Origin of the sequence: Haloarcula sp. H-GB4, from assembly GCF_030848575.1 — an archaeon.
Lineage (GTDB): Archaea > Halobacteriota > Halobacteria > Halobacteriales > Haloarculaceae > Haloarcula.
Genome location: NZ_JAVDDX010000002.1, coordinates 1,028,821 through 1,042,362, shown reverse-complemented (window position 1 = coordinate 1,042,362; position 13,542 = coordinate 1,028,821). Strand labels below are relative to the sequence as shown.

At 64.3% G+C, this 13,542-nt stretch carries 14 protein-coding genes; 5 read left to right on the top strand and 9 right to left on the bottom strand.

The window, feature by feature from the left end; genetic code table 11:
- The first annotated feature begins 17 nt into the window (after positions 1–17).
- The 3 genes from RBH20_RS13915 (at position 18) to RBH20_RS13905 (ending at position 1,788) form a co-directional block, all read left to right on the top strand.
- Positions 18–365 (top strand): thioredoxin family protein, encoded by a 348-nt coding sequence (locus tag RBH20_RS13915; protein ID WP_306709592.1) that lies wholly within the window; start codon positions 18–20, stop codon positions 363–365.
- A gap of 62 nt (positions 366–427) precedes the next feature.
- Complete coding sequence (locus RBH20_RS13910) at positions 428–1,195, top strand: hypothetical protein (RefSeq protein WP_306709590.1); 768 nt, start codon at positions 428–430, stop codon at positions 1,193–1,195.
- A 74-nt stretch (positions 1,196–1,269) separates the two neighbouring features.
- Entirely contained in the window at positions 1,270–1,788 is a 519-nt protein-coding gene (locus tag RBH20_RS13905; protein WP_306709588.1) for an HPP family protein, read from the top strand.
- Positions 1,789–1,819: 31 nt separating this feature from the next.
- Here RBH20_RS13905 and RBH20_RS13900 read toward each other — a convergent pair whose 3' ends face one another.
- Complete coding sequence (locus tag RBH20_RS13900; protein WP_373567967.1) at positions 1,820–2,050, bottom strand: universal stress protein; 231 nt, start codon at positions 2,048–2,050, stop codon at positions 1,820–1,822.
- Positions 2,051–2,058: 8 nt separating this feature from the next.
- Here RBH20_RS13900 and ddh point away from each other — a divergent pair, with 8 nt between their 5' ends.
- Positions 2,059–2,985, top strand: coding sequence for a D-2-hydroxyacid dehydrogenase (ddh, locus tag RBH20_RS13895; RefSeq protein ID WP_306709586.1), 927 nt, complete (start codon positions 2,059–2,061; stop codon positions 2,983–2,985).
- Between the two features lie 36 nt (positions 2,986–3,021).
- Here the strand turns inward: ddh and RBH20_RS13890 are convergent, their stop codons facing one another.
- The gene (locus RBH20_RS13890; RefSeq protein WP_306709583.1) at positions 3,022–3,657 is read right to left on the bottom strand and encodes a DsbA family protein; all 636 of its coding nucleotides are present in this window, start codon (positions 3,655–3,657) and stop codon (positions 3,022–3,024) included.
- A 75-nt stretch (positions 3,658–3,732) separates the two neighbouring features.
- Positions 3,733–5,118 (bottom strand): bifunctional hydroxymethylpyrimidine kinase/phosphomethylpyrimidine kinase, encoded by a 1,386-nt coding sequence (gene thiD / locus RBH20_RS13885; protein ID WP_306709582.1) that lies wholly within the window; start codon positions 5,116–5,118, stop codon positions 3,733–3,735.
- 122 nt (positions 5,119–5,240) lie between these two features.
- Here thiD and RBH20_RS13880 point away from each other — a divergent pair, with 122 nt between their 5' ends.
- Complete coding sequence (locus RBH20_RS13880) at positions 5,241–5,405, top strand: hypothetical protein (protein WP_004590650.1); 165 nt, start codon at positions 5,241–5,243, stop codon at positions 5,403–5,405.
- Positions 5,406–5,410: 5 nt separating this feature from the next.
- Here RBH20_RS13880 and RBH20_RS13875 read toward each other — a convergent pair whose 3' ends face one another.
- From RBH20_RS13875 to RBH20_RS13850, 6 genes are all read right to left on the bottom strand, one after another.
- A complete protein-coding gene (locus RBH20_RS13875) occupies positions 5,411–6,292 on the bottom strand; it encodes a DMT family transporter (RefSeq protein ID WP_306710467.1) in 882 nt (293 codons plus the stop codon).
- Between the two features lie 40 nt (positions 6,293–6,332).
- Entirely contained in the window at positions 6,333–8,645 is a 2,313-nt protein-coding gene (locus RBH20_RS13870; protein WP_306709580.1) for a peptidase, read from the bottom strand.
- 248 nt (positions 8,646–8,893) lie between these two features.
- Positions 8,894–9,187, bottom strand: coding sequence for a stress response translation initiation inhibitor YciH (yciH, locus tag RBH20_RS13865; RefSeq protein WP_004516073.1), 294 nt, complete (start codon positions 9,185–9,187; stop codon positions 8,894–8,896).
- A 44-nt stretch (positions 9,188–9,231) separates the two neighbouring features.
- A complete protein-coding gene (locus tag RBH20_RS13860; protein WP_306709567.1) occupies positions 9,232–11,466 on the bottom strand; it encodes a transglutaminase domain-containing protein in 2,235 nt (744 codons plus the stop codon).
- Positions 11,463–12,437 carry a DUF58 domain-containing protein gene (locus RBH20_RS13855; protein ID WP_306709565.1) on the bottom strand — a complete coding sequence of 325 codons (975 nt, stop codon included), beginning with the start codon at positions 12,435–12,437 and terminating at the stop codon, positions 11,463–11,465. The genes RBH20_RS13860 and RBH20_RS13855 overlap by 4 nt, the downstream gene beginning before the upstream one ends.
- Positions 12,434–13,393 (bottom strand): MoxR family ATPase, encoded by a 960-nt coding sequence (locus RBH20_RS13850; protein ID WP_306709563.1) that lies wholly within the window; start codon positions 13,391–13,393, stop codon positions 12,434–12,436. The genes RBH20_RS13855 and RBH20_RS13850 overlap by 4 nt, the downstream gene beginning before the upstream one ends.
- Between the last annotated feature and the right edge of the window lie 149 nt (positions 13,394–13,542).

The following is a 13,542-nucleotide window of genomic DNA, read 5'->3' as shown; positions in this document are numbered from 1 at the left end:
TGGCACGTACTGCCCCCATGGACACGAAAACGGAACACAGCGTTCAGACGGTCGAAACACGGGACGAACTCGACGACGTACTGGCGACGGATGACCGCGTGCTGGTGATGGTCCGAACAACTGGCTGTACTATCTGCAAGTCGATGGAGCCGATACTTGACATCGCTGCGAAAGCCACTGACGCCACAGTGATCGTGTTCAATCCGAAACACGACCTCGATGCTGTCGACGCGTTTGATGTCCGGAGCGTGCCGACGTTCCTGCTATTTGCTGACGGAGACCTGATTCACCGCCGTGCCGACGGATTCGTCCCGGCTGAGGACCTGATCGAGTTCGTCGAGCGCGGGTCGGAATCGGACGTGTGAACTGGGTTGCATTGTCACACTGAAGCAACACTTTTGCCATTGCTTGTCGAAGTGGTCCGACGATGGCCCTCCAAATCGGCTCCGCCCTCGAAGAGGCGGGGTACCGGCTGTTCAGTCGTACCGGCGGGATACTACTCGCAGCGTTTTTAGCCCTGATAGTTAGCTTGCAGGCACTGCTAAACACTATTCTGGCGACGTCCTATGCCAGACTGGGATACGGTGAGATTGCCGCAGCTATGCCGCTCACCTTCGACATCCCGCTTACTGTTGCTGGTGCCGGTATCGCTGTCAGCTCCGTGATCTCACTGTATCTCACTATCGTGTCTTTCCGAACGTTTGTCGCTGGGGCACGCACTAGCTTCCCCGAGGGAGCGTTCACACGGAATGTCCCACTCGCGATGGTGAACGTGCTGGTCGGCGGACTCGTCTACGGTCTGCTGGTGTTCATCGGGTCGATATTGCTCATTATCCCCGGTATCTTTGCGTACGTTGCGTTCGTCTTCATGGCACCGTACATCATCGTCGAAGATCGGAACTTCATCGCGGCGCTCAAAGAGAGCTACCGGCTCACCGAGGGCGACCGGATAGCGCTGTTTGGGCTGCTGTTCATCGTCGTTGTTGCTGCGGGGCTCCTCGGCGGAGCTATCGGGCTCCTCGGCGCATTGGCGCTTTCGGGGCCGGCCTCGCAGTTACCGACTATCGTCTTCCAACCGCTGCTGTCGCTGTACAGCACTGCGGTTATCGCAGTCGCGTTTGAGCAACTCCGCGAGAGTGGTGGGCGGCCACCGTCGGCCCCGAGCGAGGACGACACGACGATGGCGGCTCTCTGACCGCTGTCGTCTCCACTCGGGTCGACTCTGTCGGACCGTGACTGTCTTATCCGTCCAGTTTCCTACCGGGAGCAATGCGACGGCATCGGGTCGGGACGAGCCTGTACGCTGGCGTGCTGTTTGTCGTCCTCGGAACGCTCGCGTGGGTGACCGGGCAACCGTTTATTTTCCCGAGTCTCGGCCCGTCTGCGTTCATGCTCGCGTTTCAGCGGGACCGCGACCGGACAGGACTGGTCAGCGTCGTCGTGAGCCATCTCATCGGCGGTCTCGCTGGGCTTGTCGCGTACGTCCTGCTCGCAACAGGCGTCTCGCTGGTCGCGGACCCGGCGGCGTTCTCGATGGCCGGGCTCCGCCTCGTTGCGAGTGCGACGCTCTCGCTCGTCGTGACGAGCTGGGGGATGATTGCGACCGATACGGTTCACGCGCCGGCCTGTGCGACGACGCTCATCGTCTCGCTAGGGCTGCTCTCGACCCCGCTGCAGGTCGCAGTCATCGTCGTCGGTGTCGGTGTCCTCGTCGCGTTCCACGCGCTCGTGTTGTCCGCGTACCACCGAGCTACTAATCCGTCCCGGCTAGGCCTGGTCGATGGGTGATGCGGTCACGCAGGACTCTGGCCACCGTGGCTTACTCCTCAGACAACTGTACGGTCAGCACCGGCACTGGTGATTCACGGACGACCGTCTCCGCGACGCTTCCGATAAGATAGTGGTCCAGCCCGGTCCGGCCGTGGGTTCCCATTACGACGAGGTCCGCGGGAACTTCCGTGACGGCGTCGACGCGCTCGGTAGTCGTTGGAACTGATCGGCTGGAGACCCTGCCGCGTTCCGGAAAAGGACTATACTGTCTCCGCTGCAGGGACGGATATGGATATCTCCAGAATCGCTGTCCACGAGTCGGTTGCGAAGGCCTGTCCGCTGGAGTCGATGGTCGCCGCGCTACAGGGGCCTGACATTCCCGTCGAGATTGTCGGCGACGACGCCTCATTCGATGCCGGTGATTGCGTCGTCACCTTCTCGCCGCGGGACGCGTTTCTGGACGCCACCTGGGTTCACGGTATCCGGGCGGGCTACGACGAGTTCGACGTGGCTGCCTACGAGGCCACCGGGACGGCGCTGACGAACAGCACCGGTATCCACGGCGACACCGTCCCAGAGACTGTCGTCGGCTACCTGACGGCGTTCGCCCGCCGCCTCCACGTCTATCGGGACCGGCAGCGCGACAACGACTGGACACAGGAACCGTACGACGCGCCGTTCACGCTGACTGGCGAGCAGGTGTGCATGGTTGGACTGGGCACTATCGGTCAGGGCGTCGCTGAACGGGCCGGTGCGCTGGGGATGGACGTCGTCGGCGTTCGCCGCTCCGGTGATCCCGCCGAGAACGTCGAGCGCGTATACACGCCCGACGAACTGGACACCGCCGTCGCCGACGCGCGCTTCGTTGTGCTGTGTTGTCCGCTCACCAAGGAGACCGAGAGCATGGCCGATGCCAGTCTCCTTGCACAGATGCGGACTGACAGCTACCTCGTCAACGTCGCCCGGGGACCGGTCGTCGTCGAGGACGCGCTGCTGGACGCCCTTGACGACGGGACGATTGCGGGGGCGGCTCTGGACGCCCACTGGGCGGAACCGCTCCCGAGCGACCATCCGCTCTGGGACCACGAGTCGGCCATCGTGACGCCACATGTCGCCGCGTCCACGAGCCGGTATCACGAGGACATCGCGGCACTTGTTGAGGAAAACATCGAACGGGTCACACACGGCGAATCACTGCGGAACCGCGTCGCGTGAGCTCAGGCGCAGGCAATGCCGCTTTGTTCGCCTCGCTCAGGCACCTTCGACCAGCCGTTCGAGCTGCTCGGGCGGAACCGCGCCGCGGGCGGCGTGGCCATCGTAGGCGAACGTCGGGACGCCGGTGATGCCCTGGCGCTTGGCCGCAGTGAATTTCTCGCGGACCGCAGAGCGGAGAGCGTCGTCCGCGAGCGCCGACCGGATTTCGTCGCCGTCGACGCCCGCGTCCTCGGCCAGATTGACCAGCAGGTCTTCGTCGCCGATATCCTGTCCGTCCTGCCACAGCGCCTCGAAGACGGCTACGTCGAAGGTCAGCCACGTCTCGTAGTCGTAGTGTTCTTTGACGTAGTAGGAGGCAATCTGGGCGGGCAGCGAGTCGATGTCGGTGGCGATATCCAGATCCATCTCGACGTCGTACTTCGCTTGCAGCCGGCGGACGCTTTCCTTGGCCTGCTCGTAGTAGTCCTCGTCTTTGCCGTCGTCGACGGTGTGGTCGATGGAGCCGTCGGGATTGCGCTTCCCGCTCCGAAGGTCGAAAGGATGCCAATCGACCTCCAGTTCGTCCTCACGCGTCGACTGGTACTGCCTGAGCGATTCGCGTCCGAGATAACAGAACGGGCAGACGTAGTCCGAGAAGACCGTGATCCGCTCGCTCGACTGTGTCTCACTCATACGTCTGGGTATGCGTTGCTCGCGGTTAAACGCGGCCACCGTCTGTGTCGGACCAACGCACGACCGACTGACCGGCTACACGTCGTCCTCGATGGTCCTGTAGACGGTCTCCACCCGGGAGACGAGGTCGTCAGCGTCCGCTGCGAACAGTGTCACGCGCCCATCGGTACCCACGCCCTCGCGGCCGACGACGGCGACCGGTGTCCCCTCGCTGGTCTCGAATGCCTGACCGACGCCCCACGCCATAGCGTCGTCGGAAACCCCGTCCGGTCGCTCGTTGGGATCGTACGCAGCGACAGGCCCGTCCAGCGACGCCAGCGCGTCCTCGATGCTGTCGGTCAGCCGGCAGTCGACGGCAAACCGGACCGCTGGGTCGTGCTCCCGGGCAGCAAGCAGGGCGCGAGCTACTGTCGTCGATGCGCCGAAGCGGACGCCGCGGTTTGGCCGGACGCCGTCCATCGTCCGGGTGATACGGCCTTCGACGGCGGCGACCGCGTCCGGTGTCTCTGCGTAGGGTGTCGCGCCGGCGACGGTTAGCCCTCGCTCGGGGACCAGCGCCGACACGTCCGCATCGACGAGCGCCGACACAGCCCGCTCGACGGCCTCGCTCGTCAGATGGCGCGCAGCGTCGTTGCGCGTCTGGACGAGGTGGTGGACCGCGCCTGGGCCCTCCCCGACGTCGACGTTGTACCGGACCGCGCTCGCAAGTAGGTCGATACTACTTCCGACCGCCGTTGGCAGGTCGTCGCCGTGGGCCAGCTGTGCTGCGATGGCCGAAGAGAGCGTACAGCCGGAGCCGTGAGTGGCCTCGGTGTCGATGCGGTCGTGGCGGAACGTCGTCACCCCGTCCTCGGTCACGAGGGTGTCGACGACGGCGTCGCCTGGGACGTGTCCCCCCTTCACGAGCGCGCTGTCGGCTCCCATCTCAACGAGGTCACGGCCTGCCCGTTCCGCGGCCGCAGGGTCGTCGACATCGCGCCCGGTCAGGACGGCGGCTTCGTCGGCGTTCGGCGTGACAACCGTCGCTTCAGCGATGAGAGTCTTGTAGGCGTCTTCGGCCTCGGCGGCCAGTAGCCGGTCGCCCGAAGCCGCCACCATCACCGGGTCGACGACGAGATTCGGCAGGTCGGCGGCGTGGTCCACGACTAGGTCGATGACGTCGCTGGTCGCGAGCATCCCCGTCTTGACCGCGGCCACGTCGAAATCCTCCGTGACCGCCTCGATCTGGGCCTCGATCTGTTCAATCGGGAGCAGATGCTGGCCCTGTACGCCCGTGGTGTTCTGTGCCGTCACGCTCGTGATCGCGCTGGTCCCGAAGCCGCCACAGGCCTCGATGGTCTTGAGGTCGGCCTGGATGCCGGCCCCGCCACCAGAGTCGCTGCCGGCGACGGTCAGCACGACTGGCGGTGTTACTGGGGCGTCCGTTCGTGTCATGTCTGAGGCCTTTGCCGGCGGCCACATATCGGTGCTGGTCTCTCAGTAGGACGATATCATGCGGGTAAATCCTAGTATGCTAATAATACTTCATACCACATCTGAGAAACATTTATGTAGCGCTGTGTCGGATGTGCCCTTGTACCACAATGGAACCAGCGTCGCGCGATACTACCGATTCCGACGAGCAGTACGGCAGCTTCACTACTGGCGGCGGCGACGTCGTCGTCTACGACACCGAGAACCCGACCGCGTGGCTTCAATCGAGCTATGCGGTACAGGTTGGCTGCTCCTCGGAGCGAAAGTCGGCCTAACCGTTCTATCCGACCGATATCATTGCGATACCGACGATAGCCAGCCCCGCAGCGGCCAGGCGTGCTCGGAACTGCGCCTCATCGAGAACAATCGCACCCAGAATGACGGCGACGATAGCCTGCCCGTTGACGATAGGTGAGACGATACTCGCTGGGAGCAACTGGAAAGACAGCAACACGATGTGGTTCGCGTAGGCGACGAACATCGCCGCGACGACGAACTTCGGGAGGTCCCCTCGCCACCCCGGTGGGACCTGGTACCGGAACGCGAACGGGGTCATCAACGCGGCGATGCCGACGGCCATCACCGGGATATATGTCGTCGGTTCGATAGCCAGTTCTTGCATCAGTACCCGCTTGCTTACATCGACGAGTGCGAACGCCGCTGCCGATAGCAGCGCCAGTTGTGCGGGCCGGGACTGTCGGGCTCGTTTGAGCGGGGCCAGTAACGCTGTGCCCTGCCAGTTCGCGACGTAGACGGCGGCGGTCGCGACGACGACGCCGCCGACCTGCAGTGGTGAGAGGTGCTGGCCCAGCAGGCCGACTTCCAGCGGCAACACGAACACGGGAACGATTTTGCTGATCGGCGAAACGTAGGAGACTTCGCCGACGCGGATCGCCCGAAAGAGGGTGAGCAGTCCCACTGCCGTCACTGCCGTCACGGCGAGTATCGACGAGAGGACGTTAATACGGTTTCCCGCCGGGAGGAATGGCTCGTTGCTGATGAAGACGATCGGGAGGTAGACGATGGGGACCAGGCTGTAGGTAAGCAACAGGAACACGGGAGATGGGTATTCGGTGAACCACCGCTTCATCACGAACAGGTATACCCCGAACACCAGCGCCGACAGGATGGCGTACGCGATTCCGACGTTCACGGTTGACAACGACCGGCCGACCGCAATAACTGTTCCCTTCGGGCTCGTGTCAGGAACGACGCTGACGGGCAATCAGCACCGCAAGTAACACTGCGAGTCCGGTTACAAGCGCGGTAAAGCCGTCGCCCGTTCCAGTTGTCGTCTGTCTGTCTGTGCGCATTTCCGTCGGCGTCGACGTTGATGCCGCCGTTCTCGTCGAAACGACCACATCGACCATCGTCGTGTTCCGTCCGTCACCCGCTGATAGCGACACTGTTCCGGGTTCGTCAAGGGTGACTGTCCGCGCGACCGTTCTCATCGCCTGTGGCGGGAGATACAGCCGCTGCTCAGCGAACACGACATCGTTGCGGCGGAACTCGACCGCTATCGTCCCCGGAATACCGTTGTCGTTGGCGACAGTAGCGGTCACGTCGACCCTGTCACCCTGCCTGACTTCTCTCGAACTCGCGGTGACGTCGGTCACGCTGGCGGCTGCCGGTTCCGTCACCACGATAGTGACGGTATCGCCGTCGACGCTGATGACGTATCGGCCAGGGTCGGCAAACGTGTGTGACACTTCGACCTCGGTCCGTACCCCTGGTTCGATCTGGCCCCGTTTCGCGGCGACGACGGTCTCGTTGACCGCGAGCGTTACGTTGTACGCCCCCGCCTCACCGCCGGCGTTCTCGACGACCGCATCGACCGCGAGCGTCTCGTTGGTCGCCAGCCGGATCGGTTCGCTCCCGCCAACCGGTGCGTTCGACCGGTAGAGACTATCTGCGCGGTAGGCGTCCGTCTGATCGACCGGTGGCAGGCTGTAGCCGATACGGGCGGGAATCGCGCCGAACAAGCGTCGATGTGTCGTCCCGTTCCACATCGTCACCGTCGCTGTCGTCTCGGTCTCCGTCGCGGTCGTGTTCCGGACGGTTTCCCCGCCAGCGGCCTCGAACTCGGTGAGGAACTGCGATTGCGTGACCGGGTCACGGTAGCCGTTCAGCGACTGAAACACGCTCTGGAGTGTCTGGTTACGGCCAGTAGCCGAGCGGATATGGACATCCGCTCGCCCGGCGACGAGCGCCCCTTTCCTGTAGTTCGCATTGGTCGTCCAGCTTGACCTGTCAGTCAATGTCACGTCGCTGTAGACTGGCAGCCCGCCTGCTGCAAGCTGTGCCCGAAACTCGTCGAACCCGATCCGGTTCTGTTCCAGCGTCAGGGCCGCAGCGTAGTATGTCGCCCAGCCCTCGACCGTCCACCGCGTCTCCCGTGTCGTCTCGTAGGCCTGCCGGCTATGGACGTACTCGTGGAGCCAGACGTTGTTGGCGGTATCCAGCGATTGCCGGGACTGGACCCACATATCCGCGTCACCGATCTGATACCCTTCGACGCCCCAGTCGACAGCCCCGGACGGCGCGGCGACGACGAACACCTGCTCGTCACGGTCACCCACTCGGAGAGCGTTCGACGCGTTCGCCATCGAGTCGAGGACTGAAATCGGCGAGGCTGTCATCGTCGCCCGTTCCGGGACAGCCAGTGTGAACGTCTGGTTGTGTGCCGTCTCCTCGAAGGTCGCCACTTCGCCGAGATACACGATTTCCTCGCCCGCCGCACCCGGGCCTGCCGTCTGGAGCGTGCGGTTGTACCTGACGGGGTCCTGGCCAGTGTAGCGCCAGCGCGTCGGCGTTCGCGACCGCGTGAGCAGCGCCCACTCGCCCGTATCGACGCTGAGATATCGGCCCTCGGATCCCTCTGGACCGCTCTTTTTGATGGTCTGATTCGGGTTAATGTGGTAGCTGATCGTCGCCGTATCTGTCGTTTCTTCCCACTCGTACACGGACTCGTTGAGGCGCTCGAATCCGCTCGTTTCGGTCACTGTCGCCTCTGCTGGGACGTGCGTTTCGAGGCTGACGACCCGGTCTGGGACCTCGTAGGCCACGGTCACCGCGACTTCACCCGGCTCTTCGGTCACACGTGCGTAGGTCTGTGTCTGCTGAATCACGTCACCGTCGCTGGTCTGTGTCGTCCCCGACGTGGCCGTCCCCGTCTCTATGTTGGCCTCTGCTGGGGCTGCCATTCCGGTTGTGTCTCCACCCTGTCCGCGCGGCTGCCGTCGATACGTCTCGGCCCTTCCCGTCCGGAGTATCGAGCCATTCGACTCGCTGGCGGCTGTCGACGACTGCACCGCCTCAACTGCCTGTCCACGCTGAGCCGATGTCGTCTCGGTTTTGTACGTACAGTTTTCGTCGGCTCCAGCCGCCGCTCCGTCGGTAGCCCCGGCCACCGTCCCGTGGTCAGCGGTCGCCGCCGCCGGGAGCGACGCGATCCCCCCACCAAGGAGAAGCACCACGAGTCCGACGGCCACCACCCGCCGGGGTACACCGAACATTGCAAACAGTTACCGCCCCGTGGTTGAAATACTTGACCGCCGATTTTGGGTGTCGGTATCATGCACCAACACTTGGGTTGACCGACCGCTGCCGGGAGCTCCCACGATGGCAAAAAACAGTCAGGCCTGAACCACTCGTAGCCGATCGCAGCGACCACTCGCGAGCAGACCGGGCTGAAAAGCTGGCGAGCAGGACACAGCAGCGGCTTGCCACGGCGCTCTCACGAGAACCGTTGGCAGTCAGGAGTTCAGGCGACGTTGAAACCTTTGTCGCGGAGGAAATCCTCGACGCGGCCCGTGTGATTGCCCTGGAGCTCTATCTGCCCGTCCTCAACAGTGCCACCGCAGGCGAACTTTGATTTGAGGTCTGAGGACAGTGAGTCCATGTCGACGTCTTTCGGGTCGAATCCCTCGATAATCGTTACCTCCTTCCCGTAACGGCGCTCGTCGATGCGGATGTTAATCTCCTGGGACTCCTTAGCGACGTCCTCACAGACGCAGAGCTCCTCAGGCAGCCCGCACGTCGAGCAGACTTCCGACATTACAATCGCGCCTACGAACACGACCTATTAAACACTGTCGGGGACTATCGCTCGGAGACGATCCCGTCGGCGATTTCGACGGCTTCGTCGGCAATCGCTTCGTCGATCTCACCGCCGTACCGGAGTCGCTCCCGTAACGTCGCCAGCCGCCGGACCCGGTCGCCGGCCCCTATTGCGTCGAGATATGCCCGTACCGTCTCTCCGCCCTTGCGGCTTCGGTGTTCTTTCGCAAGGACATACATAGCCCGCTGGAACGCCAGCTCGACGTCGGTCTCGGGGTCCACACGGCGCTGGTAGCGCAGCCACACCGCCCGGTAGGCTCGCTCGCTGAGGCCGGACCGGCGCGCGCCCGCCGCGATGCCGAGCAACGCGACGACCCCGAGGGTCATCTCCTCGCGCGACGGGAGCTCCGGCAGGCGCAGCTCCCTTCTCTCGTCCGTGTCTGACTCCCCTGCTGTGCCGGTGGGTGTGTCGGATTCCGTGGCCGTTGGTGTCTCCGTCGGCTCGGTCTCGGTCCCGTTGGTCTCAGTCAGCGGGGCGGGCGTCGACGTGTCGGATGGCGTGTACTGCTCTACCGGGTTCCCGTCGCCGACGGTGGGCGACGATTCGTCCGAACTCGCGTCTTCGATACGTTGCTGTCTGACCGCCTCACGCGGCCCGGATGGCGTCGGGTCAAACTGTACCCAGCCCTGTTCGGGGAAGTACACCTCGACCCAGGCATGAGAGTTGAGCCCGCGCACGACCCACTGGTTCTCGTCGATTCGCTGGCCGGCGGTGTACCCGACGGTCATGCGTGCCGGGATGCCCTGGGTCCGGAGCATCGTCACCATCGTCGTCGCGAAGTAGACGCAGTACCCCTCGTCCATCTCAAAGAGGAAGGCGTCCGCGACGTTGAAATCGGGGCGGTCGACGTCAAGTGAGTAGTTCTTGCTGTCCTGCAGCCACCGCTCGACGACAAGCGCCGTCTCGTAGGGGTTCTCGGCGTTCGCGGTGAGAATCGCTGTCCGTTCCGCGACCCGGTCCGGCGTGCTGTCGGGGAGCTGAGTGTACAGCTCCGCAGTCGTATCGTCGTAGTCAGTGCCGGCCTCGCGCAGCCCGTCCGGGGCCGCCACGAGTAGTTCGCTCCTGACCTCGTAGCTGTCGCCCGTCGACAGCGTGCCGTCGGGCTGGAACCCGCCCTCGCTGGAGACCGATACCGACGGCTCCCCCGAGTAGCGGACGGGCTTCCAAGCAGCCGGAACGGTCCCGATGGTCGACTCTGCCCGGAACTCCTGTCGAAGCGTCCGGGTTTCTCCCTCAGGAGAGTCGAGGCGCTGGTCGTCGTACGGGATCGGGTTCTCCGTCCGTACCCACCCGTTGCCGGTGTAGCGGTCGTAAGAGGCGACCCGCCAGTAGCGCGGTTCCTCGCTTTCGACCGTGTACCGGATCTCCGGCGTCAACGAGATGCTCCCGCGTACTGAAAGGGACTCTCCGGCGTCGAAGAGGCTCCCCTCGACAGTCTGGCCCTCTGATCCGTCGTCGTACGACAGCAAACTGTCTCGGGTGATCGGCACCTGTGACAGCGCCGTCGGGATCACGATTATCGCCGCCAACTGTTCGAGGACAGCGCGCCGCCCGGCGTCGATGCCGTCGCCGTCATCGTCCGCGTGCTCCGTTCCGTCACTGCCAGTCAGCGCGTCGGGCCGCTTCGTCAGGTCTGCCGACTCGTCCGCCGACAGCGTATCGAGCGTCCCGAAGCCGATCGTCGCTGCGATGCCGACCACACCCAGCAGCGTCGTTACCACACCGGCGTCGGTCGTCAGAGCGAAGAACGCGAGCGCTGTGCCGGCCGCCACTGTCGCCGTCACGTACCAGCGCCGCAGCGCGAAGTACCACGTCAGAAACACCGGTGCCGGCGCGAACGACAGCACCCACAGCCTAACTTTGGCGATCTGGAGCAGCGACCGCCCGGTCAGCAGGGCGGCGGTGTCGCCCAGAAGCTCCGCTATCGCCGGATTCGTCGAGAGGTTCAGTATGTATGCGATGAGTCCCCCGGCGAACAGTACTGCGCCGACACCGACCGCGAGGGGCGGTCTGAGTACACGGGCCAGCAGCGTCGCGCCGACAAGCGAGAGCGCGGTGAGCGCCAGAAACAGGGTCGGGTCGCCGACCACGTCGCTGAGATAGTACATCGTCCGCAGCGGCGCGCCGATTGCCAGCGCCGCCGCAAGCAATGCCAGTATTCGTGACCCACTCCACGGGACTTGGCGGCGGACTCGTTCCGCGACGCCGGCGCTCATCCGTTCACCTCGCCTGCAATGGGGTTGTCCTGACTGGCGGTCACAGCAGCGAAGGATTGGCGGCGGCCGTCGACCGACACCGTGACCCCGTCGCCGTTGGCCGTGACGACCACGTCAGCGTCATCCACCCGGCCGGTCTGGCCCGCGTCAGCCCGGGCCAGCAGTTCGAGCAGTCGCGTCCGGTGGGTGTCGCCGTACCCCTGCTCGACCGTGCCGTTCGGGACGGCGAGTTCGACCGCGAGACCGCTCTCCAGCGCGGCCATCGTGATCGTTGCTGCGGCGGCGGCCATTTCGTCGGCATGGCCTTCGCGGGCCTCCGCAGCGACGAGCAGGGTCCGGTCGCTCCGGTCATCAGCGAACTCCTTGACTAACAGATCCTCGCGCTTGGCGCTGGATTTCCAGTGAACATCCCGTAGCGAGTCGCCGCTGACGTACTCGCGTAGCCGGTCGAACGACTGCCGGTCCTCGCTCTCCGGCGTGAACGTTCGTGCGAACGCGTCTGTGCCACCCAGTCGGTAGACGGGCGGATACACGAGTACGTCGCTATCGCTCTCGATGGTGTAGCTCTCGCCGATAAGTCCCAGCGCGTCCGTCACCGTCGCCTCGATGGGGCCAACCCGTTGCTCACCCCGGGCTGTGTAAGTGACCCGGTACGCCACCGTCGCCGGCAGTGACCTTGTGACCGTCGTTTCCCCAGCAAGCCCCTCGGAGAGCCGAGCGGTGACTGTCGCAATGCCGCTGCCGTCGACGTGGAACTCCACGGACTTCGTCTCGCCGGGAAACCCACGGCGGAGATGGCCTAGTTCGACAGTCGGCGCACCGCTCCAGTGAACCTGCACGGCGGCGGCGAACACGCCGACGAACAGCGGGCCAGCGACAGCAGTGAGTCCGGACTGACCGAATCTGGCACTGACTAGAAGGGCGGCAACGGCGACAGCGAGGACGGCGAAGCCGCGTCGTGTCGGTCTCATTCGACGTAGACGGTATCGAGTGCCTCCGCGACGAGTGCCCGAGCGTCCTGCTCGCTACTCTCGGTCCGGATTCGGTGTGGGAGGACAACCGGCGCTTCCGTCTGGATGTCGTCGGGGATGACGTAGCTGCGACCATCGAGCACGGCGCGGGCCTGTGCAGCCCGGAGCAGCGAGATGCTCCCCCGTGGGCTAACGCCCAGTTGTGCGTTCTCCCGCGTGTACCGTGCCAGCCGGGTCGCGTACGAGCGGATGGGCTCCTCAACAACCACGTCGGCCACCGTTTCCCGGGCGGCGGACAACGCATCGAGGGTAGCGACTGAGGTGAGATCCTCGATGGGATGGTGGCCCACCACATCACCCAGCATCTCCGTCTCCGCCGCCTCGTTCGGATAGCCGAGATGCAGTTTCGTCATGAACCGGTCGAGTTCGGCCATCGGCAGGTCGTAGGCCCGGTTCTGTTCAACCGTGTTCTGCGTGGCGATGACGGTAAACGGCTGTGGAACGGGATGTGTGGTCCCATCGACGGACACCTGCTGTTCCTCCATGGCCTCCAGCAGCGCCGACTGCGTCTTCGGCGGCGCGCGGTTGATCTCGTCGCCGAGAACGACGTTGGCGAAAATCGGACCCGGCCGGAACTCGAACTCCTGTGTCTTCTGGTTGTAGATGTTGACGCCGGTCACGTCGGTCGGGAGGAGGTCCGGGGTGAACTGGACGCGCTTGAACTCGCCGTCGAAGGACGCGGCAACAGAGCGAGCAAGCATCGTCTTGCCGACGCCGGGGACGTCCTCAAGCAGGACGTGACCGCGGCCGAGCAGCGCGATGACAATGTGTTCGATGGCGGCGTGTTGCCCGACGATGACCTGCTCGACGTTTTCGATCACCTGATTGGCGACGCGTGTGGCGTCGCGGAGGGGACTGTCCGACTGTTGACTGTGTGGGGTATCAGTGTCTGTCATAGTCGCGGTCTCGTGGGACGACGCCTCGGCACGGGGACTAGTGGGATACTCTGCCCTGTCGACCAGTAAGTGTCTTGTGTGGGTGCCACATCCTCCGGGCCGTTCAATTGTAGCTACAATTACGGCGTGAGCGTATGTAACTCTGTGGA